The organism is Halomarinibacterium sedimenti (assembly GCF_019312585.1).
Classification (GTDB): Bacteria; Bacteroidota; Bacteroidia; order Flavobacteriales; family Flavobacteriaceae; genus Halomarinibacterium; species Halomarinibacterium sedimenti.
Genome location: NZ_JAHWDP010000001.1, coordinates 362,445 through 389,196, shown reverse-complemented (window position 1 = coordinate 389,196; position 26,752 = coordinate 362,445). Strand labels below are relative to the sequence as shown.

Below are 26,752 nucleotides of genomic sequence, written 5' to 3'. Positions count from 1 at the left end.
TTAAAAGTATGAATACGGATATCGAAAATCTATTTAAAGACAAAGTTTTAGGACATCCAGCAGGACTATTTGTGTTATTCTTTACGGAAATGTGGGAACGTTTTTCCTACTACGGGATGCGCGCGTTACTGGTTATGTTTTTTACGGCATCTTTACTCGATGGAGGATGGGGTTGGCCAAGAGAACATGCTTTTGCAATTTTTGGGACCTATACGTCACTTGTCTACTTGTCTACCTTATTAGGTGGGTATATGGCCGATAAAAAAATTGGGTATCGATGGGCTGTGGTCATTGGGGCTTTGTTAATGACCATGGGTCATGCTTGTATGGCATTAGAGACACAATTTTTTATATATACTGGTTTAACACTTCTTGTTTTTGGAAGCGGTTTCTTTAAGCCTAACATGACATCTATTATTTCTGAAATGTATGAAGGCAAAGAAGAGAAGAAAGATGGGGCGTATACCATTTTCTATATGGGAGTAAATGCTGGAGCCTTTCTTGGTATTTTACTCTGTGGCTATTTAGGAGAAAAAGTAGGTTGGAGTTGGGGCTTTGGTGTTGCGGGAATTTTTATGTTATTTGGGTTACTTCAATTTTGGTTAGCTCAAAATATTTTTGGAAAGATTGGATTAAAGCCCGAAAAGAAGATAGAGGATTTAAGCGAAATTTCTGAAGCTTCAGGAGGCAAATTAAACCCATTTACCAAAATCCAGGTGTTTATAATAATCATAGCTGCCGTGCTGGGTTTAGCTTGGATTTTAAATGATCCTGTTTCAAAAATTTCTGAAGGAACATATAATCTATTTAACTTTAATATAGGACCTCTCACTGGGAGTAACTTCGCAATTTTATTGGCTTTAGCATTGTTTATTCTATTACTCATTATTAGAATTCCTAAGTATGCCAAGATCACCAGAGATCGAATGTTAGCTGTTATTTTCTTTGCGTTTGTAACAATTTTCTTTTGGGCAATTTTTGAACAAGCTCCAGGATCTTTAACAATTTTTGCACGTGATTATACCCAAAGAGTTTTGGAAGGTGACTCTGCCTTAATTTTTAAAATTGTCAATTCTTTAATGACATTAATCCCCCTTGGAATTATTACTTGGGTGCTTTGGTTGTTATTCAAGAAAACTTTTGCAAAATATGCTCTCTCTAATGTAATTCTAGGAACCAGTTTTGTGATTATTTGGGGAATTGCTCTTTGGATGCTTTATACAGAATATATGAAAGATATTGCAGAGGTTCCAGCATCTTGGTTTGGAGTATTAAACTCTCTTTTCATTATCACTTTTGCTCCATTATTTTCAAAATGGTGGGAAAGCAAGTACAACCCAAATGCAAATATGAAATATGCAATAGGAATGATATTGCTTGGCGTGGGAATGGCCTGTGTAGCCATTGGAGCCTCGGATATTCCTGTAGGAGCTAAAACAGCCTCTGTTAGTATGATTTGGCTAATTTTGGTTTATTTCTTTCATACCATGGGGGAACTTTGTGTATCTCCTGTGGCACTTTCCTATGTAAGTAAATTAGTACCTGGAAGAATGATAGCTATGATGTTCGGTATTTGGTATTTGGCCGTTGCAATAGGTATGAAATTAGCTGGTGTTTTTGGAGAAGCTTCAGAGGGTATTGCACGAGAACAAGGGCTTAGCTACTTTTTCTGGTTGCTCACCGCTATTGCTGTTATTTTAGGAATTTTATCGGCTTTATTATATCCTATAATCAAGAAACTAATGCACGGAGTGCGCTAGTTTACAATAGAATTAACAAAAAAACGTTCCCATTGTGGAACGTTTTTTGTTATATTGAAATCCTGTTTCAAATATTTATAAATGAAAAAAATTACAATTCTTTTTATATTACTATCGATAAGTGTTGTTTCAGCTCAAGAAATAAAGTGGATGACAATGAATGAAGCACTAGAAGCTCAAGCAAAGAATCCAAAGAAAATATTCATTGATATGTATACTGTATGGTGTGGACCTTGTAAGTTACTAGACCGAAACACCTTTAGTAATTCAGATGTTATAGCGTTTATTAATAAAAACTTTTACGCAGTAAAGTTTAATGCAGAAGGGAACGAAGTAGTCAACTATAAAGGCAAAGTGTATCAAAACCCAACATACGATCCAGCGAAAGCAAAAAAGCGAAATAGTGCACACCAATTTTCTAGATTTATGGGTGTTAATGCCTATCCAACGGTTTTATTTATTGACGAGAGTGGAAATTTGATTAATAGGGTAAAAGGATACCGTACCCCACCTCAATTAGAAATTTATTTAAAGCTTTTTGGAACAGATCTTTGGAAAAGTATTACTACGCAAGAAGCATATCAAGAATACTTAGATAATTTTACTCCTCAATTTAAAGGGTAATAACAACCCAAATCATGAAAAATCTACTTTTACTAGTGTTAATCCTGTCTTCAACTCTAGGTTATTCTCAGGATAAAATTAAGTGGTTGACTATGAATGAAGCACTCGAAGCTCAAAAAGAAACCCCTAAAAAAATATTTATGGATGTTTATACCACTTGGTGTGGCCCCTGTAAACTTTTGGACAAAAACACTTTGAGTCATAAAGATGTAATTGCTTTCATTAATAAAAATTACTATGCGGTAAAGTTTAATGCCGAAGGTAATGAGGAAATTACTTTTGAAGACTTTACTTATACCAATCCTAATTATCAGCCAGAACGAAAAGGGAGAAATGCCACTCACTTTTTTGCAGATGCACTCCGAATTCCGGGCTACCCAAGCTTGGTCTTTTTCGAAGAAAACGGAAAACTCATCCAAGCAGTACCTGGATATAAAACTCCTAAGGAACTTGAGATTTATTTAAAGATGATTGCCAACGACGACTATAAAACACTCACTACGGCAGCAGCTTGGGAAGCCTATCAAAAGAAATTTAAAGGAACGTTTAATTAAATATAAATGCTCCTTTTTCACGTGTTGAATGAAAGGGAGTGTTTTTTATCTCACACGTTTTTTTCCACCGATTAACATATGATGTGTAGTTATTGCCATCTGCAATAATCAGCTCGGGCTGGAGACTATCAATTAACCGTTCTAAATTTACTTTTGGACTTTCAGAGAGTAGGATAATACCACCCTTTACTGAAGGGTAAACCCCTAAACTATCTGTGATAATAAAAATCTTTTCTTTAAAACTAAATACAGATGGAATTCTTTGTGCAAATACCACTTCCTTATTTTTGGCAACCCGAAAAGCTTTAATGGGATATTCATCCTCAATAGAAAAAGTATCTTTCTGAAATAATTTTAGTGAGTCTTTGGTAGTTATGGCCATCCAAGTTTTTCTAGATTTATGAAAAATTACTAGTTCTTCTTTTGATCTGCTTTTTTCATAAAAAGTAACTCCTAATATCAAAATAAGACTTCCTAATACTAAGAATACTAACTTTCTTTGATTTTGCCTCCACCAAATAATAAGGCTGATAATTAAAATGTAGAAACCTATCATCTTGAGAAATGACATAGAAATATCTTGAAATAGAAACATTTCTTTTTTAGCTACCCAGTGTATAAACGTATTTAAGAATTTTATAAGGTAATTATACCCTAAAGCAACAAAATCTGGAAGAAGATTTATTCCAGCCAATAAAACCACCATAATTCCGTAGCCAAGAAGTAAGGTTAAAAAAGGTAAAATAACCAGATTGCTAATAAAAAATAACCCAGGAAATTGATGAAAATAATAAATGCTTAAAGGTGCAATTCCTAATTGAGCGGCAAGAGTCACCGTAATTATATCCCAGAATAATTTGTCGAATTTAAATCTGGGGCGATATAGTTTGTTCAATGTTGGTTGAACCCAAATTATAAAGAATACTGCCAAATAACTTAATTGAAATCCAACGTGAAACAACCAATTGGGATTGAATAATAAAAGTGACAAAAAAGACAGAAATAGAATATTAAATGAATTGCTTGGCCTGTTCGACATTGACGCTAATGCAAAAAAGGAGAACATAGTCACGGCCCTTATTACCGATGGCGAGAGCCCTGCAAGAAAAGCAAATCCCCAAAGTAGTAAAACAATTAATGCGGATTTAATGATGCTCCCATATTTCAAGAAACTAATGGGCTTCAAAACCCATGATAGAATAACAAAAATGATACCCACATGAAGTCCTGAGACTGCTAAAATATGGATAGCCCCTGCGGCAGCATACTCTTTGTAAGTTTCAGGGTCAATATTTCTACGTTGCCCTAAAATGAGCGCTTCAATAATGCTTCTTTCATTGGATTCTATAGGAGTTTCTTTAAGTTTTGAAATGAGATAACTCCTATATTCTTCTGCAACTCCTTTGAAGGTTGGCGAACCTTTATCAATATTAAGAATTTGATTTTTTGATCCTTCAATTTGGTAATATACGCCCAAACTTTGCATATAATTTTTGTAGTCGAACTGATGTGGGTTTACTGCCTTTCGAATTGTTTTTATTTCTGAATAAAGCACCAATTGTTCATCTACTTTAAAAGGACTTAGGAGACTGTCCTTTTGAAAATTCACAAGAATTTTCCCTTTTGTTTTTTGAGCATTTAACTGAAATACTTCAGCAATATACTTATCCTGAAAAGCAGAAGGTTTTAAAACTTCTTTAATTTTAATCTGTACAGTTTTAAACTGTTTTTCAGAATAAAATTTTGAATAATGATTCTTTTCAAATTGAGGATGCCGTAGTTGATAATTGGCGTAACCAATTGTCATAAAAAGTATGAAGCTAAAAATTTCGAAAAAAGGAAATGGCCTTAATTTATTTCGGAGAAACCACCAAATACCCAATAGCAATCCTAAGCCTAACCCCAAAAAAGGAACTATTGAAAAGGAAATTGGGAATAGGTAGGCAAGCACAATACCTGTAGTTAAGGCAAAGGCTAATTGTATCATCGTAAAATGGATGAACTTCACTTTTAGCGAAACTTATTCGCCTAAATGAGTAGCTGGGAAGTAACCTAAAGATAAAAAAAATTAAATAATTCGTCTAACTTCAACAAAAGCATCTTTCCAATAGTCCTCCTCTAAAGAAGATACAATGACCCCTCTAGAAGAGGTAGAATGAATAAATAAAATTTCTCCTTTTTTAGACTCTATTACCAATCCTACGTGATTAATGACGCGTCTGTTTTTATTTGTTTGAAAAAAAAGGAGGTCGCCTTCTGAAGTTTCATTTAAATCAATAGGGATACCTTTTGTTGCCATATCCCTTGAAACTCTAGGAAGGGCAATATTTTCTTCTTTAAATGAAATATACACTAGGCCAGAGCAATCCATACCTCTTTTATCGGTACCACCAAATTTGTATCGGGTGCCTTCAAACTTTTTTGCAAAATCTACAATTTTAGTTGCTTTTTTTGCAGTAACAGAAACTGAAGTATCACCAATAATAGTAGTGTTTGTTGGTTTTCGTGAAGAGCCACACGAGGATACTAGAATAGCTATGAAAACGAGTAGGGTGAGGTTTTTCATAATTTCAATAGATTTGGTATGGCTAAAATTATGAAAAAAAATTATTTAGTGAGTGTAGAAACTATCAATTTTGCCGTTTTTTCACTCGCTCCTTTCCCTCCAAGAGCAACTTCCAAGATGTAATAATCCAAAAATAACACGGCACGATAATATTCATCTAGAATTTTGGTAAGTTCTTTTTTTAAATTTTTTGAAGTAAAATCATTTTGAATAAGCTCTGTAACAGCAGGTTTATCGAGTATAAGATTTACTAGCGAAATGTATTTTAACTTGATAATACGTTTCGCAATTTCATACGATATTCGGCCTCCTTTATAGCATACCACTTGCGGAACTTTATACAAGGCTGTTTCCAAAGTAGCCGTCCCCGACGTAACCAATGCGGCATGAGACAAACTCAATAAATCGTAAGTTTTATTAAGTAATAAATGCACATTGTCCTTTTCAATAAACTGAAGGTAAAATTCTTTTTCCTGACTAGGCGCTCCTGCAATTACAAATTGATATTCTTGAAACTCATCCACTACAGAAAGCATCACTTTCAACATTTTAGAAATTTCTTGCTTTCTACTCCCAGGAAGCAAAGCTATAATGGGTCTTTCATCAAGATTATTTTCCTCTCTAAAAACTTTTGGAAGAGCTTGTTTTCTATCAGAAAAAGCATCGAGTAATGGGTGCCCTACAAAATGAACAGGATAATCGTATTTTTTATAAAAATCCTTTACAAACGGCAACACCACATACATATGGTCGATGGTCTTTTTTATAGTTTTTACCCGACCGGCACGAGATGCCCAAACTTGTGGACTTATATAGTAATGTGTGTTAAAACCTTTCGGTTTTGCCCATTTTGCGATGCGAAGGTTAAAGCCAGAATTATCAATAAATATAAGAGCATCGGGTTTATAATCTGAAATATCTTTTTTGCAAAGGGTAAAAAGCTTTTTGATTTTAGGAAGATTTTTAATCACTTCGGCAAAGCCCATAATCGCCCTATCTTTATAATGAACTACTAAATCTCCTCCTTCGGCGGACATAAGGTCACCCCCCCAGAATCGAAATTCCGCCTTAGGGTCTTCTTTTTTAATCGCTTTTATAAGATGGGAACCATGTAAGTCCCCAGATGCCTCGCCAGCAAGAAGGTAATATTTCATTTAAAGAAAATAAATTAAATAAGCAGTTATAGCCGTGACAAACGTTGCTAATAAAACACCACGAGCTCGATATTCTCTATTAATTTTCAAAAATCCAAAAAATGCGGCCAAATTGGGTAATGCACCAAGGGTAAGAAGCATCCACAGATTTTGAGAATTTAGATATAGATTAAATGTGTGAACAAACTCCTGGTTTTTAAGTTGTGCAACAATAAAAGTACATACAATAACTCCCAAAGTATTGCTAATAATCCCAACTAAAAACCCAATAAATATTTCTTTCTTCATATTAAATATCCCAAGAGTTAATATCTTTTATCACGTGATGTGCCGTTAAGTCGAATTGGACAGGCACTACTGAAACATAGCCATTTTTTAGTGCCCATTCATCAGTGTCTTCTCCTTTGTCTTCATTTACAAACTCGCCGGTGAGCCAGTAGTATTCTCTTCCAAGGGGGCTTTTGCGTTTGTCGAAATTTTCAATCCAATGTGCGTTTGCCTGTCTACAAACTTTTATGCCTTTAATTTCCTTTTCTGAAAGCTTTGGGAAATTTACATTAAGCACCACCCCTTTGGGTAATCCGTTTTGTAAACATTCTAAGGTAATCTTTTTTACAAACGCTTTAATAGGTTCAAAATTCGCATTCAAAGAGTAATCTAATAATGAAAAACCTATCGCTGGTATGCCCGAAGTTCCTGCTTCCACAGCCGCGCTCATTGTTCCGCTATAAATCACATTAATGGAAGAATTACTCCCGTGATTAATCCCACTAACACATAAATCAGGCTTGCGTTTTAAAATCTCATTAGTGGCAAGTTTTACACAATCTGCGGGTGTCCCGCTACAACTATATTCGGTCTGTGGAGCGTTTTTATCAATAATTACTTTATCACAATATAAGGTGTCGTTTACCGTAATGGCATGACCCATACCGCTTTGTGGAGAATCTGGGGCAACAACACAAACAGTGCCTATTTCGTTCATTACCTCAATAAGGGTACGAATACCTGGAGCTGTGATGCCATCATCGTTGGTAACAAGGATAAGGGGTTTGTCTTTTTCCATAGCATTTATTGAAGACATAAAAATACAGTTATTAATCCTGAATTCTAAATTTTGATTTTTAAATTTTTTAGAAGAATGGTTTAACAAAAAATTAGTATCATTATGCTTTCTTGGCACGGTTTTTTATCTAATTTAGAAGTCTTAAAAAGGATGCTATGAGTTTTATGCAAAAGAATTTCAAAATTTTATTACTTGCTGTATTTGTGGCTGTGGCCTCATGCAGTTTTACTTCAAAAGAATTTAACGATCCTGAGAAGGACAAATTACTAGTAGATTTAATTACTTATGTGCTAGAAAAAGGGCATTATGATCCAAAAGAAATGGACAATGTCTTTTCTGCTGGAGTCTACAAAGACTTTATCGAGGCTATGGACCCATTAAAGCGCTATTTTTTAGCTTCAGACTTGGAAGAATTTAGCGTTTACGAAACTGAAATTGATGATCAAATTCGAAGTAAAGAACTCACTTTTTTTAGTGTGGTATATGATAGATATATGCAGCGTGCTGAAGAATCTAAAGGGTATTACAAGGAGATTTTAAGCGAGCCTTTCGATTACACCGTTGATGAAAGAATTAATGTGGATTACGATAAGCTTCCTTATGCCACTTCAAAAGAAGAATTAAAAGAGCGTTGGAGACAACAACTTAAATTTTCAACGATTTCTAATTATTATGACTTAGTTGAGGAGAAAAATAACGCTCCTAAAAAGAAAAAGGAAGCTGAAGAAAAAGGTGAAGCCTACATAGAAAGTGATAACGCAAAACTAACTCTTGAAGAAATGGAAGCTAAAGCGCGTCAAACCTCTATGACTGCTTTAGATGATTATTATGATTTCACAAATGACCTTGAGCGCAAAGATTATTTTGCAGTATTCTTAAACACTGTAGTTGAAGAATTCGACCCTCATACCAATTATTTTGCACCCCCAGATCGTGATCGTTTCGATTTGCGAATGAGTGGTAAGTTAGAAGGTATTGGCGCGAGACTTCAGAAGAAAAATGATTATATCACAATTGTTGAGGTAATCAGTGGAGGTCCTGTTTGGCGGGGTGAGCATATGGAGGTAGGAGATGCTATTTTAAAAGTGAAGCAAGAAGATGAAAAGGAACCCGTAAGTATTGTGGGAATGCGAGTGGATGATGCGGTAAAACTCATTAAAGGTCCCAAAGGAACTAAGGTGACCTTAACTGTAAAACGAGTAGATGGAACCATAGAAGAGGAAACCATTACTAGAGATGTGGTAGAACTTGAAGAAACCTATGCAAAATCTACGCTAATTGAAAAGGAAGATAAAAAGTTTGGACTTATAAATCTTCCAGCATTTTATTTCGATATGAAAGATTATGGCGAACGTAATTCTGCTACTGATGTAAAAAAGGAAATTGAAAACCTAAAAGCCGAAGGCATGGAAGGTTTGGTTTTGGATCTTCGCGATAATGGAGGAGGATCTTTACGTACAGCTGTAGATATTGCGGGATTGTTTATAAAGGATGGTCCTGTGGTGCAAGTAGCTTCTGGTGGAAAAAAGAAGGAAGTGCTGGAAGATGAAAATGAAGAAATAGTTTGGGACGGCCCATTAGTAATATTAGTGAATGAATTATCTGCGTCAGCTTCTGAAATCCTAGCTGCAGCAATGCAAGATTATAAAAGGGGGATTATTATTGGGAGTGTACAATCCTATGGAAAGGGTACGGTGCAAAATATGATTGATCTTAACCAATGGTTGCGCCAGAATGATATGGGAGATATGGGTGCATTAAAATTGACCACTCAAAAGTTTTATCGAGTGAATGGAGGTTCTACACAACTTGAAGGTGTAAAAAGTGATGTGGTGATGCCAGACCGGTATAGCTATATTGAAATAGGAGAAAGAGATTATGACAATCCGCTGCCTTACGACAAAATAAGCCCCGCTAACTATAAAGTTTGGGATGGCTACATCGATTATGAAGGAACTATTAATAGAAGTAAAGAACGCATGGCAAAAAGTGAGCAGCTTCGGTTAATCGACGAAAATGCGAAGTATATTAAGAGATCTAGAGATGAAAATTTCGTGACACTTAATTTTGAAAAATATGCCGCGGATATTGAAAAACGTAAAGAGGAAACCAAGAGGTTTGATGCCATTGGGGAATATGATAATAAATTAAATTATCGTTCACTTCCAGGTGAAATAGCCTTGATGAAACAAGATACTACACTTCAGGAAAAAAGAAAAAGATGGCATAAAAGCTTAGCAAAAGATATTTATGTTGAAGAAGCCGTAAATGTTCTTGAAGATTTAAAACTTAATAACATTAGAAACGGAAAAGTGGCCAAGATTAAAAACTAAACCTATGGTCCCTTCCAAATCATTGGGAAATATAGCGCTCCAAAAGTTTAAGAAAAACTTTTGGGGCGTTTTTAGTTTTTCATTTTTAATGATTTGTGTTTTGATTGCCATTTTTGCATATGCTTTAGCTCCAGACAATTCTCAAAATGCAAATCAAATGCACCTTTCCATTCATTCAAAACCACCGGGTTTTAAAGTGAAGATGCTAACATTGCCTTCCAATGAAGTCAGTCAAAGTGGGTTATCCATTTTTTTCTTCGGAAAAAAGACGACAGATACCGAAATTCCAATTTCAGATTATAAAATACTGGAAAATGGTATAGAAATCACCGAATATACTTCAGATGGAACAGCGGGTTTAAATAAGGCATATCCCTTATCATCATTCAATAATGTAACTAAAGCTGAAGAAATTCCTTCAAAATATATTTCAGAAAAAAAATTCATTTTAGGCACCGATAAATATGGCCGTGATTTGTTAAGTAGAATGCTTATTGGAATAAGAATATCGCTAGCTATTGGTTTTGTGGCGGTGTTTATTTCTCTAATTATAGGGATAACTTTAGGAGCCACAGCGGGTTATTTTGGAGGAAGAGTAGATGCGGCCATCATGTGGCTCATTAATGTTACATGGTCTATTCCAACCTTACTATTGGTTATTGCCATTACGCTAGCGTTGGGGAAAGGATTTTGGCAAGTATTCATAGCCGTTGGACTTACCATGTGGGTTGAGGTGGCTCGTGTCGTTAGGGGGCAGGTAATGGGTGTGAAACAAATGCAATATGTAACGGCTGCCAAGTCCTTAGGATTTAGTCATTGGCGTATTATTACAAACCATATTTTACCAAACAGTTTAGCTCCTGTAATTATCATTTCAGCAGCCAATTTTGCTGGTGCTATTTTAATTGAAAGCGGATTGAGTTTCTTAGGTATCGGTGCACAACCTCCAATGCCAAGTTGGGGTGGAATTATTAAAGATCACTACTCCTATATTATTTTAGGGAAGCCTTATTTAGCCATTATTCCTGGGATTGCCATAATGAGTTTAGTTACAGCCTTTATGCTCATGGGAAATGCCTTACGAGATGTGCTAGATGTGAAGAATTAATCTATGAATAGAAGATACCTATATCCAATTTTAACCATTCTAGTAGTTGCTATTCTTTATTTTGCTGAAAAATATGTAAACAAGCAAACAGAAGCGTACCCAGATACGTCAAAAGTTTTGGTTGAATCTTCTCAAGAATTTTCTGAAAACCTTTTGCCTACTTCTACCACGGGTGCTATTGTCACTCATGGTTTTTTTACGTTGTCTTATTCCGAAGTTCACGAACAGGCAGAATGGGTAGCCTACGAGCTTTCACAATCTCATCTTTCAAATAATGAATTTGAAAGGCCATATTTTGTGGAAGATAGAGAAGTGAAAACGGGTTCCGCTGATTATCGAAATTATAAGAATTCCGGATTTGATAGGGGACACCTTTGTCCAGCAGGAGATAGACGATTCTCTTACGAAGCCTATCACGAAACCTTTTTAACAAGTAATATAAGTCCGCAGGATAGAGAATTTAATTCTGGAGTTTGGAACTTTTTAGAACAAAAGGTGCGCTATTGGGCAAAAAAGTATGATGGAGTTTATGTAGTAACGGGCGGTGTTTTAAAAGAGGCTTTACCAACCATTGGGGATGAGAATGTTTCAGTTCCAGAAGAATTTTATAAAATTATCTTAGATGCCTCAGATGGAAACTTCAAAGTGTTGGCTTTCTTAATTCCGAATAAAGCTACAAATGAATCATTTTATGAATTTGTTGTTCCCGTTGATGACATTGAAGCAAAAACGGGTATCGATTTCTTCTCTTCTTTACCAGATTCAATTGAGGAGAAATTGGAAGCAAGTACAGACTTAAAAGGCTGGGGAAAACGCTAGCGATTGATATAATTGGATGCGTCGAGCTTCACAAAAAAACAACGCAGTTTAATTACGCCTTCACAATTATTTTTTGTATTCAAAGAAACTACAAAAAATAAGTTGTTCGCCACCCCAGGAGTGATTAACAATTTTCGATTTTCCTCCCTTTATCGGTTGATGTAATTAGACGCATCTAACTTCACAAAAATAAACAGTAAAATAGTAAACCCCCAAAGGCTGGAACCTCCATAGCTAATAAAAGGCAATGGAATTCCGATAGTTGGAAACAATCCAGTTACCATTCCCACATTCACAAAAAAGTGAAAAAATAGGATGGAAGCGACGCCATATCCGTAAACTCTTCCGAAGGTGCTTTTTTGTCTTTCAGCCAAAATTAAAAGACGAATAATTAAAAATACAAATAGACCTACTACCGTAATGGAACCAAGAAAGCCCCATTCTTCACCAATGGTACTAAAAATATAATCGGTGTGTTGTTCTGGTACAAAGTTTCCTTTTGTTTGCGTTCCTTGAAGCCATCCCTTTCCTGTCCAACTACCACTGCCAATCGCAATTTCACTCTGGTTGGTATTGTATCCAATGCCCTTTTCGTCAACTTCCTTTCCTAAAACAATATTAAAACGATCTCTATGGCGTTGTTCAAAAACGGTGTTGAAAACATAACTCACCGAAAATGTAAATCCTATACAGGCTGCAGCAATAATGGCATATTGAGACCACTTAATTCGATTTCTTTTTTTCTTCTTTAAAAGAATTATGGTTAAAACGATGAAGATTATTAATATCATCCATTGAATGCCAATGAGTAAGGTTCCTACAAATAATAACGCGGCAATAAAACCAATAAGCACAAAAATGTAGTTAAGCCCTTCACGGTATAATGGAAAAACAAAAGCAGCATATACCAAAGCGCTTCCGGGATCAGGTTGCGGAATAATAAATAATGCAGGTAATGCTATAATAAGAAAGGTGCGAAGCTGATGTTTCAATTCCTTCATATTAGTTTGAATATCACTCACATATTTTCCTAATGCCAAAGCCGTGGCGGCTTTAGCAAACTCACTTGGTTGAAGCCCAATGGAGCCAAATGAATACCAAGATGTAGCGCCATTTACATTTTTTCCGAAAATAAATAGCCCTAACAACGAAGCTAATGACACTAAGTATATAATACTAGAAAAGCGTTCATAAAACTTTGAATCTAATGCCAAAATAAAAATGATAAGCCCTAAACTTGTTACTATAAATACTAGCTGTTTAAAATATATCTGATTAAAATCAAAAAACCCTTGAGATGATTCACTAAGGGAAGCAGAATAAATATTAATCCAACCTATAAAAACTAACGCTAAGTATGAAAAAATCGTTAACCAATCTAACTGCACATTTCTTTTATAATCTCCCATCACTGATTGATTTTAAAAGGTTCACCACTATAGGGTTTACTATATTCATCCATTAAACTGCCACTAAGAACAAAGTTTTCAAGGTCCTTCCTGGTAATTTCTCCCTTAAGGTATTTTTCAATTAGTAAACTTGCAATTTTACCCGCCCAGCGCGAGCCCCAATAACCATTTTCAACAAACACAGCAATTGCTATTTTTGGATCATCTTTGGGGGCAAAAGCCACAAATACCGAATGGTCTGTTAATTGCATTCGTTTTCCGTTTACCCGAATATAATTTTCTGCTGTTCCTGTTTTTCCGCAAATTTCGATACCTGGAATTTTAAGATGGGAGGCTGTTCCATAATTATATACATCAAACATTCCTTGAATTACTGGTTCAAAGTATTCTGGGTCAATAGTGGTGTAATTTTTAACAGTGTATTTTTCAGGAATACTATCGGCTCCAACGATGTTTTTAATAATGTGAGGTTTGTAATAATACCCTCTATTGGCAATGGCAGCCGTAAAGTTGACCATTTGCATTGGGGTTAATGAAACCTCTCCTTGCCCTATGGAATTTGAAATGGTGGCAGGAGTATACCATTTGTATTTTGGATATTGATATGCTCTATTATAATAATCACTATCTGGAATTAGACCTTTATTTCCAGCGGGGAGATCATACCCTAAATAATTCCCGAGTCCAAAACTTACCAAATGCTCTCTCCAATGGTCAATTCCTTCTTGAGGTGTGGGATATTTATCTATGGTTCTTCTATAAACCGTAGCAAAATAGGCATTGCAAGAATTGGCTATTCCAGGAATTAAACTTAGTGGTGTACTGTGATGGTGACACCCTAGGGTTCTATTTCCATAGCGATAACCACCATGACAGTAGACGCGTTCATCCAAATCAATTACACCCTCTTGTAGACCTATTAAGGCAGTAAGAGTTTTAAAAGGGGATCCTGGTGGGTATTCGCCCTGTAATACCCTATCAAAAAGGGGTTTGGCGATAGTGTCATAGTATAACTTGGTGAAGTTTTTTGAACGATCTCTTCCTACCAAAAGCGCAGGGTCGTAATTGGGTGCTGCCACCAAGGCCAAAATTTCACCAGTTTTTGGCTCTAAAGCTACAATACCTCCTCTTTTGTTTATCATTAATTCTTCTCCATACTGCTGGAGATCTGCATCAATCGTAAGCATAATGTCGTTACCACGTGTAGGTAGGGTATCAAAAATTCCTTCTTTATAGGGGCCAATATCCCTATTAAATCGATCTTTTTGAATATATTTTACCCCTTTTGTACCTCGTAATACTTCTTCATATTGTTTTTCAACACCACCCATCCCAATGAGTTCTCCCATTTGGTAATAAGGATTTTGCTTAATAATACGTTCATTAACTTCAGAAATGTATCCCAACACATTGGAAGAATGTCTCACGTGATAATTACGCAACGATCGTTTTTGAATATAAAACCCCCGATATTTATACATTTTTTCCGACAAGGCAGCATATTCGCTTTTGGTAAGTTGCGGAATAAATACCTGAGCTATTCTGGGTGAATATACCCAAGCTTTTTCCAGAATTCTTTTGAAGTCTTCTTTCTCAATTTTAAGAAGTTTACAAAATTCTAGAGTGTCAAGGGGTTTCACATCTTTGGGAATAACCATGACATCGTAGGAAGGTTGGTTAGACACCAATAGATTCCCTTTTCTGTCAAAAATATACCCTCTCTGAGGATAGTTGTAAACTACTTTTACAGCGTTATTTTCAGAAAGCTTTTGGTAGCTGGTATCGTAAATTTGAAGATAGAAAAGTCGTGCTGCAAATACAACCCCTGTTATTAAAACTATAGAAAGCAGTAATAGTTTTCTCATAAACTTCTCTTACCAAATAAATAAAGGGTACAAAAAATAATAATAGTAGTGAATATCCCAGAAAATAACGTGGATTTTAAGATGAAAAGTATTTGGCTTGTGTTAAAAATCTCAAGAGAGAAAAGTATTAGGTGATGTATAAAAACCATACTCACTATAAAAACGAGTTGTTGAGAAAAACTTGCCGTATTAATCTTTACTGTATTGTATTCATAACTTACCCCAAAGGAATATTTTAAAACCAAAGGACGTATCCAAGCAATAAAAACAGAGGCTCCCGCATGGATACCTCCAGAGTTATTAAACATGTCTACACTTAAACCCAGTAAAAAACTTAAAAGAATCAGTAAGCTTTTGTTTCCTGTTAATGGGTACAATAGAATGAAGTAGATATACAAATACGGATTTACATACCCTAAAAAGTTTATGTGGTCCAAAAGAACTACTTGAAGTAGAATCAATACAAGAAAACGCGCCGTATTAATTAAAATTTCATTGTTCCACATGGGTCGCTTCTTTTTCCAGTTCCTTTATTTCTTTTGCATCCTTTCGAGCGATAAGATAAACGTGTTTCAAACTTGTCATGTCTGTAAATAGATCGATACTAATATTATAATAATCTCCCACATCTTCAATGACAAAATCTTTAACCGTACCAATCATGACACCTTCAGGGAAAATAGTGGACCTACCATCGGTTACAATAGTGTCGCCTAAAGCCACATTCGCAACTCTTGGTATTTCCTTTAACTGAACAACATTAGGGTTTTTGCCATCCCATATCATAGTACCAAAATGATTCGATTTTTTAAACTTGGCAGCAACTTGACTATTCGAATTTAAAATAGATTGCACCGAAGCAAAATTCTTAGACGTATGACTTACAATTCCCACGACACCTTCCGAAGAAATAACCCCCATATCAATTACCACATCGTCCGCAGAACCTTTATTGATGGTTAATTGGTTTTTAGTTTTTGAATAACTATTATTAATCACTTTCGCCCCAACTATTGAAAAAACACTATCGTTAACAGGTTGAATGGAATCTAAGGCAGGTATTGTTTCTTCAATATTTTGAAGATGTAAACGAAGTAATCTGTTCTCCTCGGTGAGTTTTTGATTTTGATCTTTTAAATCGAAATAATCTGTAATGGAACTTTTAACCGAAAAAACTCCACCCGAAATAAAATTGGCAGAATTTACATATTGGTTTTTGTGATACGAATGTGAGTTGATAGTGAGAAAAACAGAAATTAAAAAAAGAACAAAAAACAACAGGAAATTTTTATTCCGAATAAAGAAATAGATAATCTGTTGCATTCTACGTTATTTCTTATTTAATCAATACACTCTTGTATTTTGAAAGGTTTTTTAAACAAATTCCTGTTCCACGAACTACCGCGCGTAATGGGTCTTCGGCAATATAAACTGGAAGATCTGTTTTTTGAGAAAGTCGCTTATCAAGTCCACGAAGCATCGATCCTCCACCAGCAAGATAAATTCCTGTATTGTAGATATCGGCGGCTAATTCTGGTGGGGTTTGTGACAAGGTCTCCATAACAGCATCTTCAATTCGTAAAATGGATTTGTCTAAGGCCTTTGCAATTTCACGATAGGAAGTTTGTACTTGTTTTGGCTTTCCTGTAAGTAAATCACGTCCTTGCACGTCCATTTCCTCTGGTGGCAATTCTAAATCTTCAGTTGCGGCACCAATTTGTATTTTAATTTTTTCTGCAGTGCGTTCACCTACATACAAATTATGTTGTGTCCGCATATAATACACTATATCATTTGTAAAAACGTCTCCAGCAATCTTTACCGATTTATCACAAACAATTCCACCCAGAGCAATGACAGCAATTTCGGTAGTACCTCCTCCAATGTCTATGACCATATTTCCTTTTGGTTGCATAATATCTACTCCAATACCTATGGCTGCTGCCATGGGTTCGTGAATAAGATATACTTCTTTTCCATTAACACGTTCGCAACTTTCCTTTACGGCACGCATTTCAACCTCGGTAATTCCACTTGGGATGCAAACAACCATACGCAGGGAGGGTGTAAGCCATCTCTTCTTTAAGGCAGGGATGTCTTTAATAAACATATTAATCATTTTCTCACTGGCATCAAAATCTGCAATAACTCCATCTTTTAATGGTCTAATGGTTTTTATGTTTTCGTGTGTTTTTCCTTGCATTCGAGCAGCTTCTCTTCCTACCGCAATAATCTTTCCTGTGATGCGATCACGAGCAACAATAGAAGGAGCATCCACAACTACTTTGTCGTTATGAATGATAAGCGTGTTCGCCGTTCCAAGGTCGATAGCTATTTCTTCGGTGAGAAAATCAAAAAATCCCATAATGGTTTAAAGTATCTATAATTATTTTAATGGCTTGGTATTCTTACAAATGTAATAATTTTTAATGCTTAAAATGTCTAACGCCTGTAAATACCATGGCAATGTTATTTTGATTGCAATATGTAATGCTTAATTCATCTTTAATAGAACCTCCTGGTTGAATAACAGCAGTAATACCTGCGTGATCTGCAATTTCCACACAATCTGGAAAAGGGAAAAATGCATCACTTGCCATCACAGCTCCTTTTAAATCGAACTCAAATGAATTTGCTTTATCAATCGCTTGACGTAGGGCGTCTACTCTTGACGTTTGTCCTGTACCACTGGCGCAAAGTTGTTTGTTTTTTGCTAAAACAATGGTATTGGACTTGGTATGTTTACATACTTTTGAAGCAAACAATAAATCTTCTAACTCGTTTGGTGTTGGTTTATTGTGAGTGACTTCGGTTAAATTTTCTGAAGTGTCTGTTAAGTGATCTCGGTCTTGAACTAAAGCACCATTTAAACAACTTCTTACCGTTGTTTTAGGCAATTCAATTTGTTTTTGAACTAATATAATTCGGTTCTTTTTACCCTTCAAAATATCTAATGCTTTTTCAGAATAGGAAGGTGCTATCACAACTTCGCAAAATAGCTTGTGAATTTCTTCGGCAGTGGCTTCGTCAATTTCGGTATTGCAGATTAAAATCCCGCCAAAGGCCGAAACAGGATCACCTGCCAAAGCAGCTTCATAGGCTTCTTTTACAATGTTTCTTTGCGCAATTCCGCAGGCGTTGTTATGCTTCAAAATAGCAAAAGTGGGTGCTTCGCCTACAAATTCATTCATAAGATTTACAGCGGCATCCACATCCAGTAGGTTGTTGTAGCTTAATTCTTTTCCGTGTAAATTATCGAACATGGCTTCAAAATCCCCGAAGAAAAATCCTTTTTGATGTGGATTTTCACCATACCGAAGCACTTTCCCGTTAGTTTCACTTACTTTCAATGAAGCTATTTCACGAGTGCTATTAAAATAATTGAAAATAGCCGAATCGTAATGCGAAGAAACATTAAATGCCTTGGTTGCAAAATGCTTGCGCTGTGCTAAAGTAGTTTCACCATTGGCGTCAAATAATATTTGAAGCACTTCTTCATAATCTTCCATAGAAGAAACACAAAGGGTGTCTTTAAAATTTTTGGCAGCAGCACGAATTAAAGAGATTCCGCCAATGTCAATTTTTTCTATAATGTCTTGTTCACTTGCCCCCGATGCAACTGTCTTTTCAAAAGGATATAAGTCTACAATAACCAAATCCAGCTGAGGTATATTGTATTGTTTCATTTCGGCAACATCACTTTCATTTTCTTGTCTGTTTAAAATCCCACCAAAAACTTTTGGATGAAGGGTTTTTACGCGACCTCCTAAAATAGAGGGATAATCGGTAACTTCTTCTACAGGAATCACATTGATACCCATGTCATTAATAAATTTTTCAGTGCCACCAGTAGAATAAAGTGTAACTCCCAATTGGTCTAATTTTTCCACAATAGGAGCTAAGCTGTCTTTGTGAAATACTGAAATTAAAGCCGATTGGATTTTATGTGAATTTGCCATGAAAATATTTTGTGCTGAATTAAGTTGCAAAAGTACATAATTCCTAAGGAAATTTGTAACATATCTTTACCTAAAAAGACCTATCTTTAAGCTACCAAAAAAATAGGTTTCTCCGGGCATGATAATTTACCTTAGAGTATTAAAAGAAAGCTTCAATTTTGCGATTAACGCATTAAAAAACAACAAACTACGTACATTTTTGTCGTTGTTGGGAGTGACCATTGGGATATTTTCTATTATTGCAGTTCTAGCCTCTGTAGATTCGTTAAAAAGTGAAATCGAAGACAGCATTAGCGGCTTGGATAATAGTACTATTTTTCTTTGTCGATTTTCTTTTGGCCCCACAGATGTTCCACGGTGGAAATGGGAACAGTATCCAGATGTTACGTATGAGGAGCACATGCTTTTAAAAAAGATGATGCCCAATATGAAAGGCATATCCTTTCAGCTTAATGTGCAAAACGAAAGTGTAAAATTTGAAGATAAATCGATCGAGAATGTTGAGATGAATGGGGTTACAGAGCAACAAACCGAAATCGAAAATATGAAAATTGCCCATGGGCGTTTCTTTAATGAATCTGAGTCCAATAGTGGTGCAGCGGTTATTGTGATAGGCGATGAAATTGCTAATAGTTTGTTTGGAAGTGCAGAAATGGCTATTGGTAAAAAAGTGAGAGTTTATGGTAGAAAATTAACCGTTATAGGGGTTATGGAAAAGGAAGGGAGTGGCATATTTGGAGGTAGTAAAGATACCGCCACCTTTTTACCCGTAAACTTTATGCGAAAAATATTTGGAGACAATAATAAGTCCACCTTCCCTTTCATTTTAATTAAACCCGAACAGGGAGTAGATAATGAAGAGTTTATTGCGTTACTGTCTTCAAAAATGAGAATCATTAGAGGAATTAAAGCGGAACGGGAAAATGACTTTTTTGTCAATCAATTACAAGGGTTTTCTGATGCCATAGATAGTATTACAGGAAGTATGAATGTCATTGGTGGAATTATTAGCTTATTCTCTTTATTGGTGGGAGGCTTCGGAATTGCCAATATTATGTTTGTAAGTGTAAAAGAGCGCACGAACCTTATTGGAATTCAGAAATCCCTAGGAGCAAAACGAAGATTTATTCTATATCAGTTTTTGTTCGAAGCGATGATTTTAGCCATTATTGGGGGACTGATTGGTTTACTTTTAGTTCTTCTTGGTTCTATAATTGCCACCTATGTAGCTGAAGATTTTGAGTTTGTGCTATCCCTTTGGAATATGTTTATTGGAACTGCCATTGCGGCGGCAATTGGATTAATCTCTGGAATTCTACCTGCTATTAAAGCATCAAAATTAGATCCTGTAGAAGCAATACGAACTGGGATGTAATATTTTATAAAATTTCAGAAACTCGCTTATTCACCCATTCCAAAAAGCGTTCATCTTCTTCCGAAAATGGATCTATGGTATGCGAATCGATATCTATTTGACCAATGTTTTTTCCGTTTTTGAATAAAGGAATCACAATTTCAGATTTTACCGTTATACTACAAGCGATATAATTGTCTTGCGCCTTGACGTCTGGCACCACAAAATTGGCATTGCTTTCAGCTACTTGCCCGCAGATGCCTTTCCCAAATGGAATGACAGTATGGTCTGTAGGTTCGCCGGCAAATGCCTTTAAATGCAGTGTTCTTTCTGCTTCATTGGCAAAATAAAATCCTACCCAATTATAGTAATCTATATGGTTTTGAAGAACTTCACAAACTTGGGTTAGTTTTTCATTTACGGAAGTATTTTCCGAAGAAATAATCGTAGTTATTTGTGGTTTTAAGGTTTCAAGAGACATAGCCATCATTTTTGCACAAAGGTATTTTAAAAATGAAAACCAAAGGGAACATCTATTTAACTATTTTTGAAGTATGAAGGAACTTTTTAGAAAATATAAATCGGTACTCCGTTTTTTGCTGCTTTTCTTGGGTTCGTACATTGTATTGAGTTTAATTTATGGAGGATATCTCAAACTTTCAAAAGTAGATTCCAATACTTCAGATTTTATCACGCAATTAGTGGCAGAGCAGAGTAGCGCTGTATTAAATAGTCTTGGTTATAATGCTGAAGTCATTGCAAATGAGACAACACCTAGCATGGAATTATGGGTCGAAGGAATACATGTAGGACAAATTATTGAAGGGTGTAACGCTATAAGTATTATCATTTTATTTGTGGCTTTTATAATTGCATTTTCGGCTTCATTTAAAAAGACACTTGTTTTTATTTGCGCAGGAGCAATACTTATTTATGGAGTAAATCTTTATCGTATTGCTGTATTAGCTATAGCATTATATCAATATCCAGAATATCAAGAGGTGTTGCATACCGTTGTTTTTCCAGGCATTATTTATAGTCTGGTGTTTGTGTTATGGGTGCTTTGGGTACGTACCTTAAAACCCAAAAAAGTGGTAATCACTTCTTTGAATGAGAATAAAGAATTGCAAAATGAATAAAGTGCTCAAAATTAGTATTTTATCTTTTTTAGTTGCTTGTTTGGTGGCTGTAAGAGCTTATGCGCCACAATTATTCTACGATCCCCTTATTGCTTTTTTTAAAGCGAGCCATGCTGCTCAAAATTTTCCAGAGATTGAAATCCCATGGTTAGTCTTAAACGTTGGAATTCGTTTTTGGTTAAACACCTTCATTTCTTTAGCTATTCTTTGGGTTCTTTTTCAGAAAAAGGATATTGTGAGATTTTCTTTAATTTTATATTGTATAGTGTATATTTTTTTATTAATCGTATTTCTTTTTTTGGTAAAAGCACCTGAAAAAGAGTTGTATATGTTACTGTTTTATGTGCGCAGGTTTTTAATTCATCCTATTTTACTATTGCTTTTAATTCCAGCGTTTTATTTTCAACGGAATGTGAAATAAAGTATCTTTGCACCCTAAATTCTATATCATGAAAAACGTATTCTTTGTAGCAATTCTTTTTCTAAGCTTTTCAGCTTGTAAAGAAAAAGTAACCGAACCTACAGGACCCACTCAAATGGAACAAGTAATTGCCGTCCATGACGAACTTATGCCTAAAATGGGTACAATTGGCGAACTTATTGGTAAACTTGAAGCTTCTATGGATTCTACTAATGTAGATTCTATGAAAGTTACTGCTATTCAAAACCTAAAAGGAGCCAACCAAGAAATGATGACTTGGATGATTGACTTTGGAAATGCCTTTGATAGCGAGGAAGTGTTAGACGGAAAAGAACTCAATGAGGAAAAGAGATATGTGCTTGGTGAATTTCAAAATAGTGTCAACGACCTAAAATCCTCTATGGAAAGTGCCATTGCCAATGCCGAAAAATTGTTAAGCAACTAATTTGTTAAAAATACGTTAGAGAAGTAGGGTATGTAATAGGATGCCCTATTTTTTTGTAAATTTGTCTTGTGAACGCAATTATTTCCATAGTACTTTCTTCATTAATACTACTTAGTAGTAGTGGCTTGGCGTATGCCAAACACTATTGCGGTAGCTTCGAAATGCTTGCCAAAGTAACTCTTGGAGAAGAATCGCTTTCTTGTGGCATGACTATGAAAGTCGATGCATGTGGAGATGAAAAAGAAGAAAGTCATAGTTGTTGTAGCAACAAATACTTAAAAGTTAATACCGATGACCATTTTAACAAAGTGGCTTTCGAATATGACTTTCAAGGCGAATGGATTTTTATCCCAGTAGAAACGCTGGAGTTTCAGGATGTATCTTTTATTCCTGAAAAAGTAATAGTTCACAACTATTATCGACCGCCACCTCTCGAACGGGATTTGCAAATTCTTTACGAAACATTCCTCATTTGATTTTTAAGGTATAACTCGTTTTGTTTAAATGTCACGCCAATAGCGAGGCACTTTTAAACAACATATGTTCTTTAGTTAAACCTTAATAAAAAAATCATGAATCATACATATCAAGTCACAGGAATGACCTGTGAGGGATGTAAAAAATCTGTAGAAGAAAAGTTAACGGCTGTCGAAGGGATTACTTCGGTAGAAGTTAATTTGGGCAAAGGAGAAGCCTCTCTTTCTATGGAACATCACATTCCTTTGGAAGTGCTTCAAAAAGCATTACCCAATAAATATACAATCACCCAACAAAAGCCTAAAAATGTCTTTGCTTCTTCTGAAACTATGGAAGTTCCAAAGACAAAATTTCAGCAATTACAACCTTTATTTTTAATATTTGGGTATCTAATTGCTTCAGCAATTTTACTCCATTATAAAGCGTGGAATACTACCGAAGCGATGCTCGATTTTATGGGGCTTTTCTATATCGTTTTTAGCTTCTTTAAGTTACTGGATTTAAAAGGATTTCCAGAATCCTTTAGCATGTACGACCCGTTGGCAAAGATTATTCCTGCCTACGGATGGGTCTATCCTTTTATTGAATTAGCCTTAGGACTTATGTTTTTAATGCGTGTTGAAATTACAGCCGCACTAATTATTACTTTGGTAATCCTAGGAATTACAACCATTGGAGTAACGAGAACGTTATTAAATAAAAAAGCCATTCAATGCGCTTGTTTAGGAACGGCGTTAAAATTGCCCCTGACCGAAGCTACGTTTATTGAAAATGCCATTATGATTGTCATGGCGGTACTAATGCTCTTAAATCTTGTATAATATGAAAAAGTATATCTTATTTATATTTTTACTACCACTTTCATTGTTTTCACAGGAACAATTGGAAGGTCGAATTGAAGATGCCAATGCTACTCAAGAACCCAAAGGTTTAGGTGGCGCCAATGTGTATTGGTTAGATACATCGGTGGGAACAGTAACCGATTTTGAAGGAAACTTTACAATTCCTTATGATGCATCTTACAAAAACTTAGTGATAAGTTATGTGGGATATCAAACCGATACGATTCAAGTTTCTGAAAATAAACGCATTATACATAAGTTAAATGCGACTAGTAATTTGGAAGAAGTAACGGTTTCAGCACGAAGAAAAGCTTCAGCAAGATCTTATATTTCTTCACAAAATGTAATTAATATAAGTAGTGCTGAGTTGCTTAAAGCGGCTTGTTGTAATCTTTCAGAAAGCTTTGAAACCAATCCGTCCATTGATGTCAACTTCGCCGATGCTATTTCGGGAGCGAGACAAATTCAAATGTTAGGATTAAAAAGTCCGTATATTTTAATCGCAACCGAAAATATTCCAGCCATACGTGGTGCTGCACAGAGTTATGGGTTAAGTTTTATTCCAGGAACTTGGGTAGAGAGTATTCAAATTACAAAGGGTGCAGGAAGTGTGGTGAATGGATATGAAAGTATCACGGGACAAATTAATGCCGAACTACAAAAACCAAGTACCGACTTTTCTTTTTATCAGAATCTGTATGCGGCGAATAACGGAAGAAAAGAACTCAATACTCATATTAACACGAAAGTGAGTGAGAAGTGGGATACAGGGTTTTATCTACACGGAAATCTTCGTGATGGACATCACGATAAAAACGATGACAATTTTCTAGATATGCCCTTAGGAAAGCAAATCAATGTTATGAACCGTTGGCAATACACCAACCCTGAAAAAGGAATCGTGAGTTTTATTAACTTCCGGTATATGGAGGATGAAAATCAGTCAGGTCAAATCCATTTAGATCACAATGGAGATGATGGTGGAGATCACGGTGGAGGAGAGGATTTACAGCAACTTTGGGAGAGCGAGATTCAAACACAAAGAATAGATGTAGCTGCAAAATTGGGATGGGTAAATCCTGAGATTCCCTATCAAAGTATTGGGGTACAAACAGCTTTTGGACGTCATGATCAAGATTCATTTTTTGGGTTAAATATGTATGACATTATACATACTAGTTTTTATGGAAACGCTTTGTACAATTCAATTATTAGTGATTCTCGACATAAAATTAAGACAGGAGTAAGTTTTACTTATGATTCCTACGAAGAAGTTGTAAATGAAACAACTTATGGAAGAAAAGAAAACTCGGTAGGAGCATTTTTTGAGTATAATTATGACAATCTCGATAAGCTTAATTTAACAGCGGGAGTGCGTGTAGATAATAGCAATGTGCTAGGCTTTTTTGTAACACCGCGTTTGCATGTTAAATACACCCCTTGGGAAAAATCTGCAGTACGTTTTTCGGTCGGAAGCGGAAGAAGAAGTGCAAATATTTTTACAGAGAATCAGCAATTATTCTCTACTAGTAGGAATATTAATATTTTAGATAAGGATGGAAAAATTTACGGCTTAGACCCTGAAAAAGCGTGGAATTATGGAATTTCCTATTTACAAGGGTTTAATCTCTTTGGAAAGAAAGCAGACGTAACTTTCGATTTTTATCGTACCGATTTTATCAATCAAGTGGTGGTTGATTGGGAGAATCCTCAAAATGTTCGATTTTATAATTTAAGGGGAGAGAGTTATGCAAATTCTTTTCAAACTGAATTCAACTACAATCCATTTTTACATTTTGATATTCGTTTGGCCTATAAATATTATGATATCCAAACTGATTATATTTCAGGAAGATTGGAAAAACCATTAACGCCAAAAAATAGAATTTTTGCCAATGCAAGTTATGAAACTCAACTTACAGAGGCTGGCTCACAATGGAAGTTTGATACTACCTTTAACTGGTTAGACACCCAACGATTTCCTTCTACAGCATCAAGTCCTGAGGCATTTCAGTTGGAAGAACGTTCACCTACTGTGGCTACCCTAAATGCACAAATCACTAAGGTGTTCTCACCAAAATTTGAATTATATTTGGGAGGAGAAAATATTACCAACGTTAGACAGAGTAATCCGGTAGTTAATGCTGAAAACCCATTTTCGACCTATTTTGATACCACTTTTGTCTATGGTCCAATTTTTGGTAGTACGTATTACGCTGGATTACGATATAAAATAGATTAATTTATAAATTCAATAAAAATGAAAAAAATACTTGTAATAATCATGTTAATTGTTGGAGGCTTGATGCAAGCTCAAGATAAAAATGCAACGGCAACACTCGAAGTAGATGGGGTTTGTATGATGTGTAAAATGCGTATTGAAAAAGCTGCGCTAAAAACCAAAGGTGTGAAATCTGCCAATTGGAACATCGAAACCCATGTATTAACTCTATTTTATAATGATGGGAAAACCAATTTAGAAACTATTCAGAAGAATATTGCAGCAGTGGGACATGATACCCATGATTTTAAAGCAACTGACGAAGTTTATAATGGTATAGACGATTGTTGCAAATACCGTAATCCTAAAGTGGTTAATGCTCACGGAAAAGATGGTAGTGAAAACTAAATTTTTAATATAACTAAAGAAAATTGTAACGCCCAATGTTCTTCATTAGGGCGTTTTTTTTGTTCATATCTTGGTTAATTACTTCTTCTATAAAAAATCAATAAAAAAGATTTCTAGCTAACTTTAGATAGTAATTTAAATACAAGATCGCTATGGCAACATCAAAGTCAAGTGGTAAGCCTTCTGCTAAAAAAGCACCTGCGAAAGCTCCTGCAAAGAAGACTACAC

General features: G+C 35.4%; 26 protein-coding genes. 14 read left to right on the top strand and 12 right to left on the bottom strand.

The window, feature by feature from the left end:
* Positions 1-8 precede the first annotated feature (8 nt).
* From KXJ69_RS01920 to KXJ69_RS01910, 3 genes are all read left to right on the top strand, one after another.
* Complete coding sequence (locus tag KXJ69_RS01920) at positions 9-1,760, top strand: peptide MFS transporter (RefSeq protein WP_219050727.1); 1,752 nt, start codon at positions 9-11, stop codon at positions 1,758-1,760.
* Positions 1,761-1,841: 81 nt separating this feature from the next.
* The gene (locus KXJ69_RS01915) at positions 1,842-2,384 is read left to right on the top strand and encodes a thioredoxin family protein (RefSeq protein WP_219050725.1); all 543 of its coding nucleotides are present in this window, start codon (positions 1,842-1,844) and stop codon (positions 2,382-2,384) included.
* 14 nt (positions 2,385-2,398) lie between these two features.
* Positions 2,399-2,938: a thioredoxin family protein gene (locus KXJ69_RS01910; protein ID WP_219050724.1), complete on the top strand. Its 540-nt coding sequence runs from the start codon at positions 2,399-2,401 to the stop codon at positions 2,936-2,938.
* Here KXJ69_RS01910 and KXJ69_RS01905 read toward each other — a convergent pair.
* The 5 genes from KXJ69_RS01905 to surE all read right to left on the bottom strand — a co-directional run bounded on the left by KXJ69_RS01905 (position 2,931) and on the right by surE (position 7,724).
* A complete protein-coding gene (locus KXJ69_RS01905; RefSeq protein WP_219050722.1) occupies positions 2,931-4,925 on the bottom strand; it encodes a ComEC/Rec2 family competence protein in 1,995 nt (664 codons plus the stop codon). The genes KXJ69_RS01910 and KXJ69_RS01905 overlap by 8 nt on opposite strands.
* 81 nt (positions 4,926-5,006) lie before the next feature.
* Positions 5,007-5,504, bottom strand: a complete 498-nt coding sequence (locus KXJ69_RS01900) for a C40 family peptidase (RefSeq protein ID WP_219050720.1) — start codon at positions 5,502-5,504, stop codon at positions 5,007-5,009.
* Positions 5,505-5,545: 41 nt separating this feature from the next.
* Entirely contained in the window at positions 5,546-6,658 is a 1,113-nt protein-coding gene (gene lpxB / locus KXJ69_RS01895; RefSeq protein ID WP_219050719.1) for a lipid-A-disaccharide synthase, read from the bottom strand.
* Entirely contained in the window at positions 6,659-6,946 is a 288-nt protein-coding gene (locus KXJ69_RS01890) for a hypothetical protein (protein ID WP_219050718.1), read from the bottom strand. It abuts the gene before it with no gap.
* A gap of 1 nt (position 6,947) precedes the next feature.
* Positions 6,948-7,724, bottom strand: coding sequence for a 5'/3'-nucleotidase SurE (gene surE / locus KXJ69_RS01885; RefSeq protein WP_219051786.1), 777 nt, complete (start codon positions 7,722-7,724; stop codon positions 6,948-6,950).
* A 164-nt stretch (positions 7,725-7,888) separates the two neighbouring features.
* Here surE and KXJ69_RS01880 point away from each other — a divergent pair, with 164 nt between their 5' ends.
* Genes KXJ69_RS01880 through KXJ69_RS01870 form a run of 3 tightly spaced genes read left to right on the top strand, consistent with a single transcriptional unit; the run spans position 7,889 to position 11,984 of the window.
* A complete protein-coding gene (locus KXJ69_RS01880) occupies positions 7,889-10,057 on the top strand; it encodes a carboxy terminal-processing peptidase (protein ID WP_219051784.1) in 2,169 nt (722 codons plus the stop codon).
* A 4-nt stretch (positions 10,058-10,061) separates the two neighbouring features.
* Positions 10,062-11,165, top strand: a complete 1,104-nt coding sequence (locus KXJ69_RS01875) for an ABC transporter permease (protein WP_219050717.1) — start codon at positions 10,062-10,064, stop codon at positions 11,163-11,165.
* A gap of 3 nt (positions 11,166-11,168) precedes the next feature.
* Positions 11,169-11,984 carry a DNA/RNA non-specific endonuclease gene (locus tag KXJ69_RS01870; protein ID WP_219050716.1) on the top strand — a complete coding sequence of 272 codons (816 nt, stop codon included), beginning with the start codon at positions 11,169-11,171 and terminating at the stop codon, positions 11,982-11,984.
* A 149-nt stretch (positions 11,985-12,133) separates the two neighbouring features.
* Here KXJ69_RS01870 and rodA read toward each other — a convergent pair whose 3' ends face one another.
* The 6 genes from rodA to purH form a co-directional block, all read right to left on the bottom strand.
* Positions 12,134-13,393 carry a rod shape-determining protein RodA gene (gene rodA, locus KXJ69_RS01865; RefSeq protein ID WP_219050715.1) on the bottom strand — a complete coding sequence of 420 codons (1,260 nt, stop codon included), beginning with the start codon at positions 13,391-13,393 and terminating at the stop codon, positions 12,134-12,136.
* Positions 13,393-15,258: a penicillin-binding protein 2 gene (gene mrdA, locus KXJ69_RS01860; RefSeq protein ID WP_219050714.1), complete on the bottom strand. Its 1,866-nt coding sequence runs from the start codon at positions 15,256-15,258 to the stop codon at positions 13,393-13,395. The genes rodA and mrdA overlap by 1 nt, the downstream gene beginning before the upstream one ends.
* Positions 15,255-15,764 carry a rod shape-determining protein MreD gene (locus KXJ69_RS01855; RefSeq protein ID WP_219050713.1) on the bottom strand — a complete coding sequence of 170 codons (510 nt, stop codon included), beginning with the start codon at positions 15,762-15,764 and terminating at the stop codon, positions 15,255-15,257. The genes mrdA and KXJ69_RS01855 overlap by 4 nt, the downstream gene beginning before the upstream one ends.
* Positions 15,751-16,581 carry a rod shape-determining protein MreC gene (gene mreC, locus KXJ69_RS01850; protein WP_219050712.1) on the bottom strand — a complete coding sequence of 277 codons (831 nt, stop codon included), beginning with the start codon at positions 16,579-16,581 and terminating at the stop codon, positions 15,751-15,753. The genes KXJ69_RS01855 and mreC overlap by 14 nt, the downstream gene beginning before the upstream one ends.
* 13 nt (positions 16,582-16,594) lie before the next feature.
* The gene (locus KXJ69_RS01845; RefSeq protein WP_219050710.1) at positions 16,595-17,623 is read right to left on the bottom strand and encodes a rod shape-determining protein; all 1,029 of its coding nucleotides are present in this window, start codon (positions 17,621-17,623) and stop codon (positions 16,595-16,597) included.
* Positions 17,624-17,684: 61 nt separating this feature from the next.
* On the bottom strand, positions 17,685-19,217 hold the full coding sequence (gene purH / locus KXJ69_RS01840) for a bifunctional phosphoribosylaminoimidazolecarboxamide formyltransferase/IMP cyclohydrolase (protein WP_219050708.1): 1,533 nt from the start codon (positions 19,215-19,217) through the stop codon (positions 17,685-17,687).
* A gap of 118 nt (positions 19,218-19,335) precedes the next feature.
* On the opposite strand from purH, the gene KXJ69_RS01835 reads away from it, so the two are divergent.
* Entirely contained in the window at positions 19,336-20,592 is a 1,257-nt protein-coding gene (locus KXJ69_RS01835) for an ABC transporter permease (protein ID WP_219050705.1), read from the top strand.
* A gap of 4 nt (positions 20,593-20,596) precedes the next feature.
* On the opposite strand, the gene KXJ69_RS01830 is transcribed toward KXJ69_RS01835, so the two are convergent.
* Positions 20,597-21,052 (bottom strand): XrtF-associated fRMsr-like GAF protein, encoded by a 456-nt coding sequence (locus KXJ69_RS01830; RefSeq protein ID WP_219050703.1) that lies wholly within the window; start codon positions 21,050-21,052, stop codon positions 20,597-20,599.
* Between the two features lie 73 nt (positions 21,053-21,125).
* On the opposite strand from KXJ69_RS01830, the gene xrtF reads away from it, so the two are divergent.
* The 7 genes from xrtF to KXJ69_RS01795 all read left to right on the top strand — a co-directional run bounded on the left by xrtF (position 21,126) and on the right by KXJ69_RS01795 (position 26,524).
* The gene (gene xrtF / locus KXJ69_RS01825) at positions 21,126-21,710 is read left to right on the top strand and encodes an exosortase family protein XrtF (protein ID WP_219050701.1); all 585 of its coding nucleotides are present in this window, start codon (positions 21,126-21,128) and stop codon (positions 21,708-21,710) included.
* Positions 21,703-22,131, top strand: coding sequence for an exosortase F system-associated membrane protein (locus tag KXJ69_RS01820; RefSeq protein WP_219050700.1), 429 nt, complete (start codon positions 21,703-21,705; stop codon positions 22,129-22,131). Before xrtF ends, KXJ69_RS01820 begins: the two co-directional genes overlap by 8 nt.
* A gap of 28 nt (positions 22,132-22,159) precedes the next feature.
* Positions 22,160-22,576 (top strand): hypothetical protein, encoded by a 417-nt coding sequence (locus KXJ69_RS01815; RefSeq protein WP_219050698.1) that lies wholly within the window; start codon positions 22,160-22,162, stop codon positions 22,574-22,576.
* A 68-nt stretch (positions 22,577-22,644) separates the two neighbouring features.
* Positions 22,645-23,052: an HYC_CC_PP family protein gene (locus tag KXJ69_RS01810; RefSeq protein ID WP_219050696.1), complete on the top strand. Its 408-nt coding sequence runs from the start codon at positions 22,645-22,647 to the stop codon at positions 23,050-23,052.
* A 96-nt stretch (positions 23,053-23,148) separates the two neighbouring features.
* Positions 23,149-23,874, top strand: coding sequence for a heavy metal translocating P-type ATPase (locus tag KXJ69_RS01805; RefSeq protein ID WP_219050694.1), 726 nt, complete (start codon positions 23,149-23,151; stop codon positions 23,872-23,874).
* 1 nt (position 23,875) lies between these two features.
* Positions 23,876-26,137, top strand: coding sequence for a TonB-dependent receptor (locus tag KXJ69_RS01800; RefSeq protein ID WP_219050692.1), 2,262 nt, complete (start codon positions 23,876-23,878; stop codon positions 26,135-26,137).
* 18 nt (positions 26,138-26,155) lie between these two features.
* On the top strand, positions 26,156-26,524 hold the full coding sequence (locus KXJ69_RS01795) for a heavy-metal-associated domain-containing protein (protein WP_219050690.1): 369 nt from the start codon (positions 26,156-26,158) through the stop codon (positions 26,522-26,524).
* Positions 26,525-26,752: the final 228 nt, after the last annotated feature.

Bases quoted from the DNA above. Each gene is read 5' to 3' on its own strand.
- KXJ69_RS01920 (WP_219050727.1), top strand. From the start codon at position 9: ATGAATACGGATATCGAAAATCTATTTAAAGACAAAGTTTTAGGACAT.
- KXJ69_RS01915 (WP_219050725.1), top strand. From the start codon at position 1,842: ATGAAAAAAATTACAATTCTTTTTATATTACTATCGATAAGTGTTGTT.
- KXJ69_RS01910 (WP_219050724.1), top strand. From the start codon at position 2,399: ATGAAAAATCTACTTTTACTAGTGTTAATCCTGTCTTCAACTCTAGGT.
- KXJ69_RS01905 (WP_219050722.1), bottom strand. From the start codon at position 4,925: ATGATACAATTAGCCTTTGCCTTAACTACAGGTATTGTGCTTGCCTAC.
- KXJ69_RS01900 (WP_219050720.1), bottom strand. From the start codon at position 5,504: ATGAAAAACCTCACCCTACTCGTTTTCATAGCTATTCTAGTATCCTCG.
- lpxB (WP_219050719.1), bottom strand. From the start codon at position 6,658: ATGAAATATTACCTTCTTGCTGGCGAGGCATCTGGGGACTTACATGGT.
- KXJ69_RS01890 (WP_219050718.1), bottom strand. From the start codon at position 6,946: ATGAAGAAAGAAATATTTATTGGGTTTTTAGTTGGGATTATTAGCAAT.
- surE (WP_219051786.1), bottom strand. From the start codon at position 7,724: ATGGAAAAAGACAAACCCCTTATCCTTGTTACCAACGATGATGGCATC.
- KXJ69_RS01880 (WP_219051784.1), top strand. From the start codon at position 7,889: ATGCAAAAGAATTTCAAAATTTTATTACTTGCTGTATTTGTGGCTGTG.
- KXJ69_RS01875 (WP_219050717.1), top strand. From the start codon at position 10,062: ATGGTCCCTTCCAAATCATTGGGAAATATAGCGCTCCAAAAGTTTAAG.
- KXJ69_RS01870 (WP_219050716.1), top strand. From the start codon at position 11,169: ATGAATAGAAGATACCTATATCCAATTTTAACCATTCTAGTAGTTGCT.
- rodA (WP_219050715.1), bottom strand. From the start codon at position 13,393: ATGGGAGATTATAAAAGAAATGTGCAGTTAGATTGGTTAACGATTTTT.
- mrdA (WP_219050714.1), bottom strand. From the start codon at position 15,258: ATGAGAAAACTATTACTGCTTTCTATAGTTTTAATAACAGGGGTTGTA.
- KXJ69_RS01855 (WP_219050713.1), bottom strand. From the start codon at position 15,764: ATGTGGAACAATGAAATTTTAATTAATACGGCGCGTTTTCTTGTATTG.
- mreC (WP_219050712.1), bottom strand. From the start codon at position 16,581: ATGCAACAGATTATCTATTTCTTTATTCGGAATAAAAATTTCCTGTTG.
- KXJ69_RS01845 (WP_219050710.1), bottom strand. From the start codon at position 17,623: ATGGGATTTTTTGATTTTCTCACCGAAGAAATAGCTATCGACCTTGGA.
- purH (WP_219050708.1), bottom strand. From the start codon at position 19,217: ATGGCAAATTCACATAAAATCCAATCGGCTTTAATTTCAGTATTTCAC.
- KXJ69_RS01835 (WP_219050705.1), top strand. From the start codon at position 19,336: ATGATAATTTACCTTAGAGTATTAAAAGAAAGCTTCAATTTTGCGATT.
- KXJ69_RS01830 (WP_219050703.1), bottom strand. From the start codon at position 21,052: ATGTCTCTTGAAACCTTAAAACCACAAATAACTACGATTATTTCTTCG.
- xrtF (WP_219050701.1), top strand. From the start codon at position 21,126: ATGAAGGAACTTTTTAGAAAATATAAATCGGTACTCCGTTTTTTGCTG.
- KXJ69_RS01820 (WP_219050700.1), top strand. From the start codon at position 21,703: ATGAATAAAGTGCTCAAAATTAGTATTTTATCTTTTTTAGTTGCTTGT.
- KXJ69_RS01815 (WP_219050698.1), top strand. From the start codon at position 22,160: ATGAAAAACGTATTCTTTGTAGCAATTCTTTTTCTAAGCTTTTCAGCT.
- KXJ69_RS01805 (WP_219050694.1), top strand. From the start codon at position 23,149: ATGAATCATACATATCAAGTCACAGGAATGACCTGTGAGGGATGTAAA.
- KXJ69_RS01800 (WP_219050692.1), top strand. From the start codon at position 23,876: ATGAAAAAGTATATCTTATTTATATTTTTACTACCACTTTCATTGTTT.
- KXJ69_RS01795 (WP_219050690.1), top strand. From the start codon at position 26,156: ATGAAAAAAATACTTGTAATAATCATGTTAATTGTTGGAGGCTTGATG.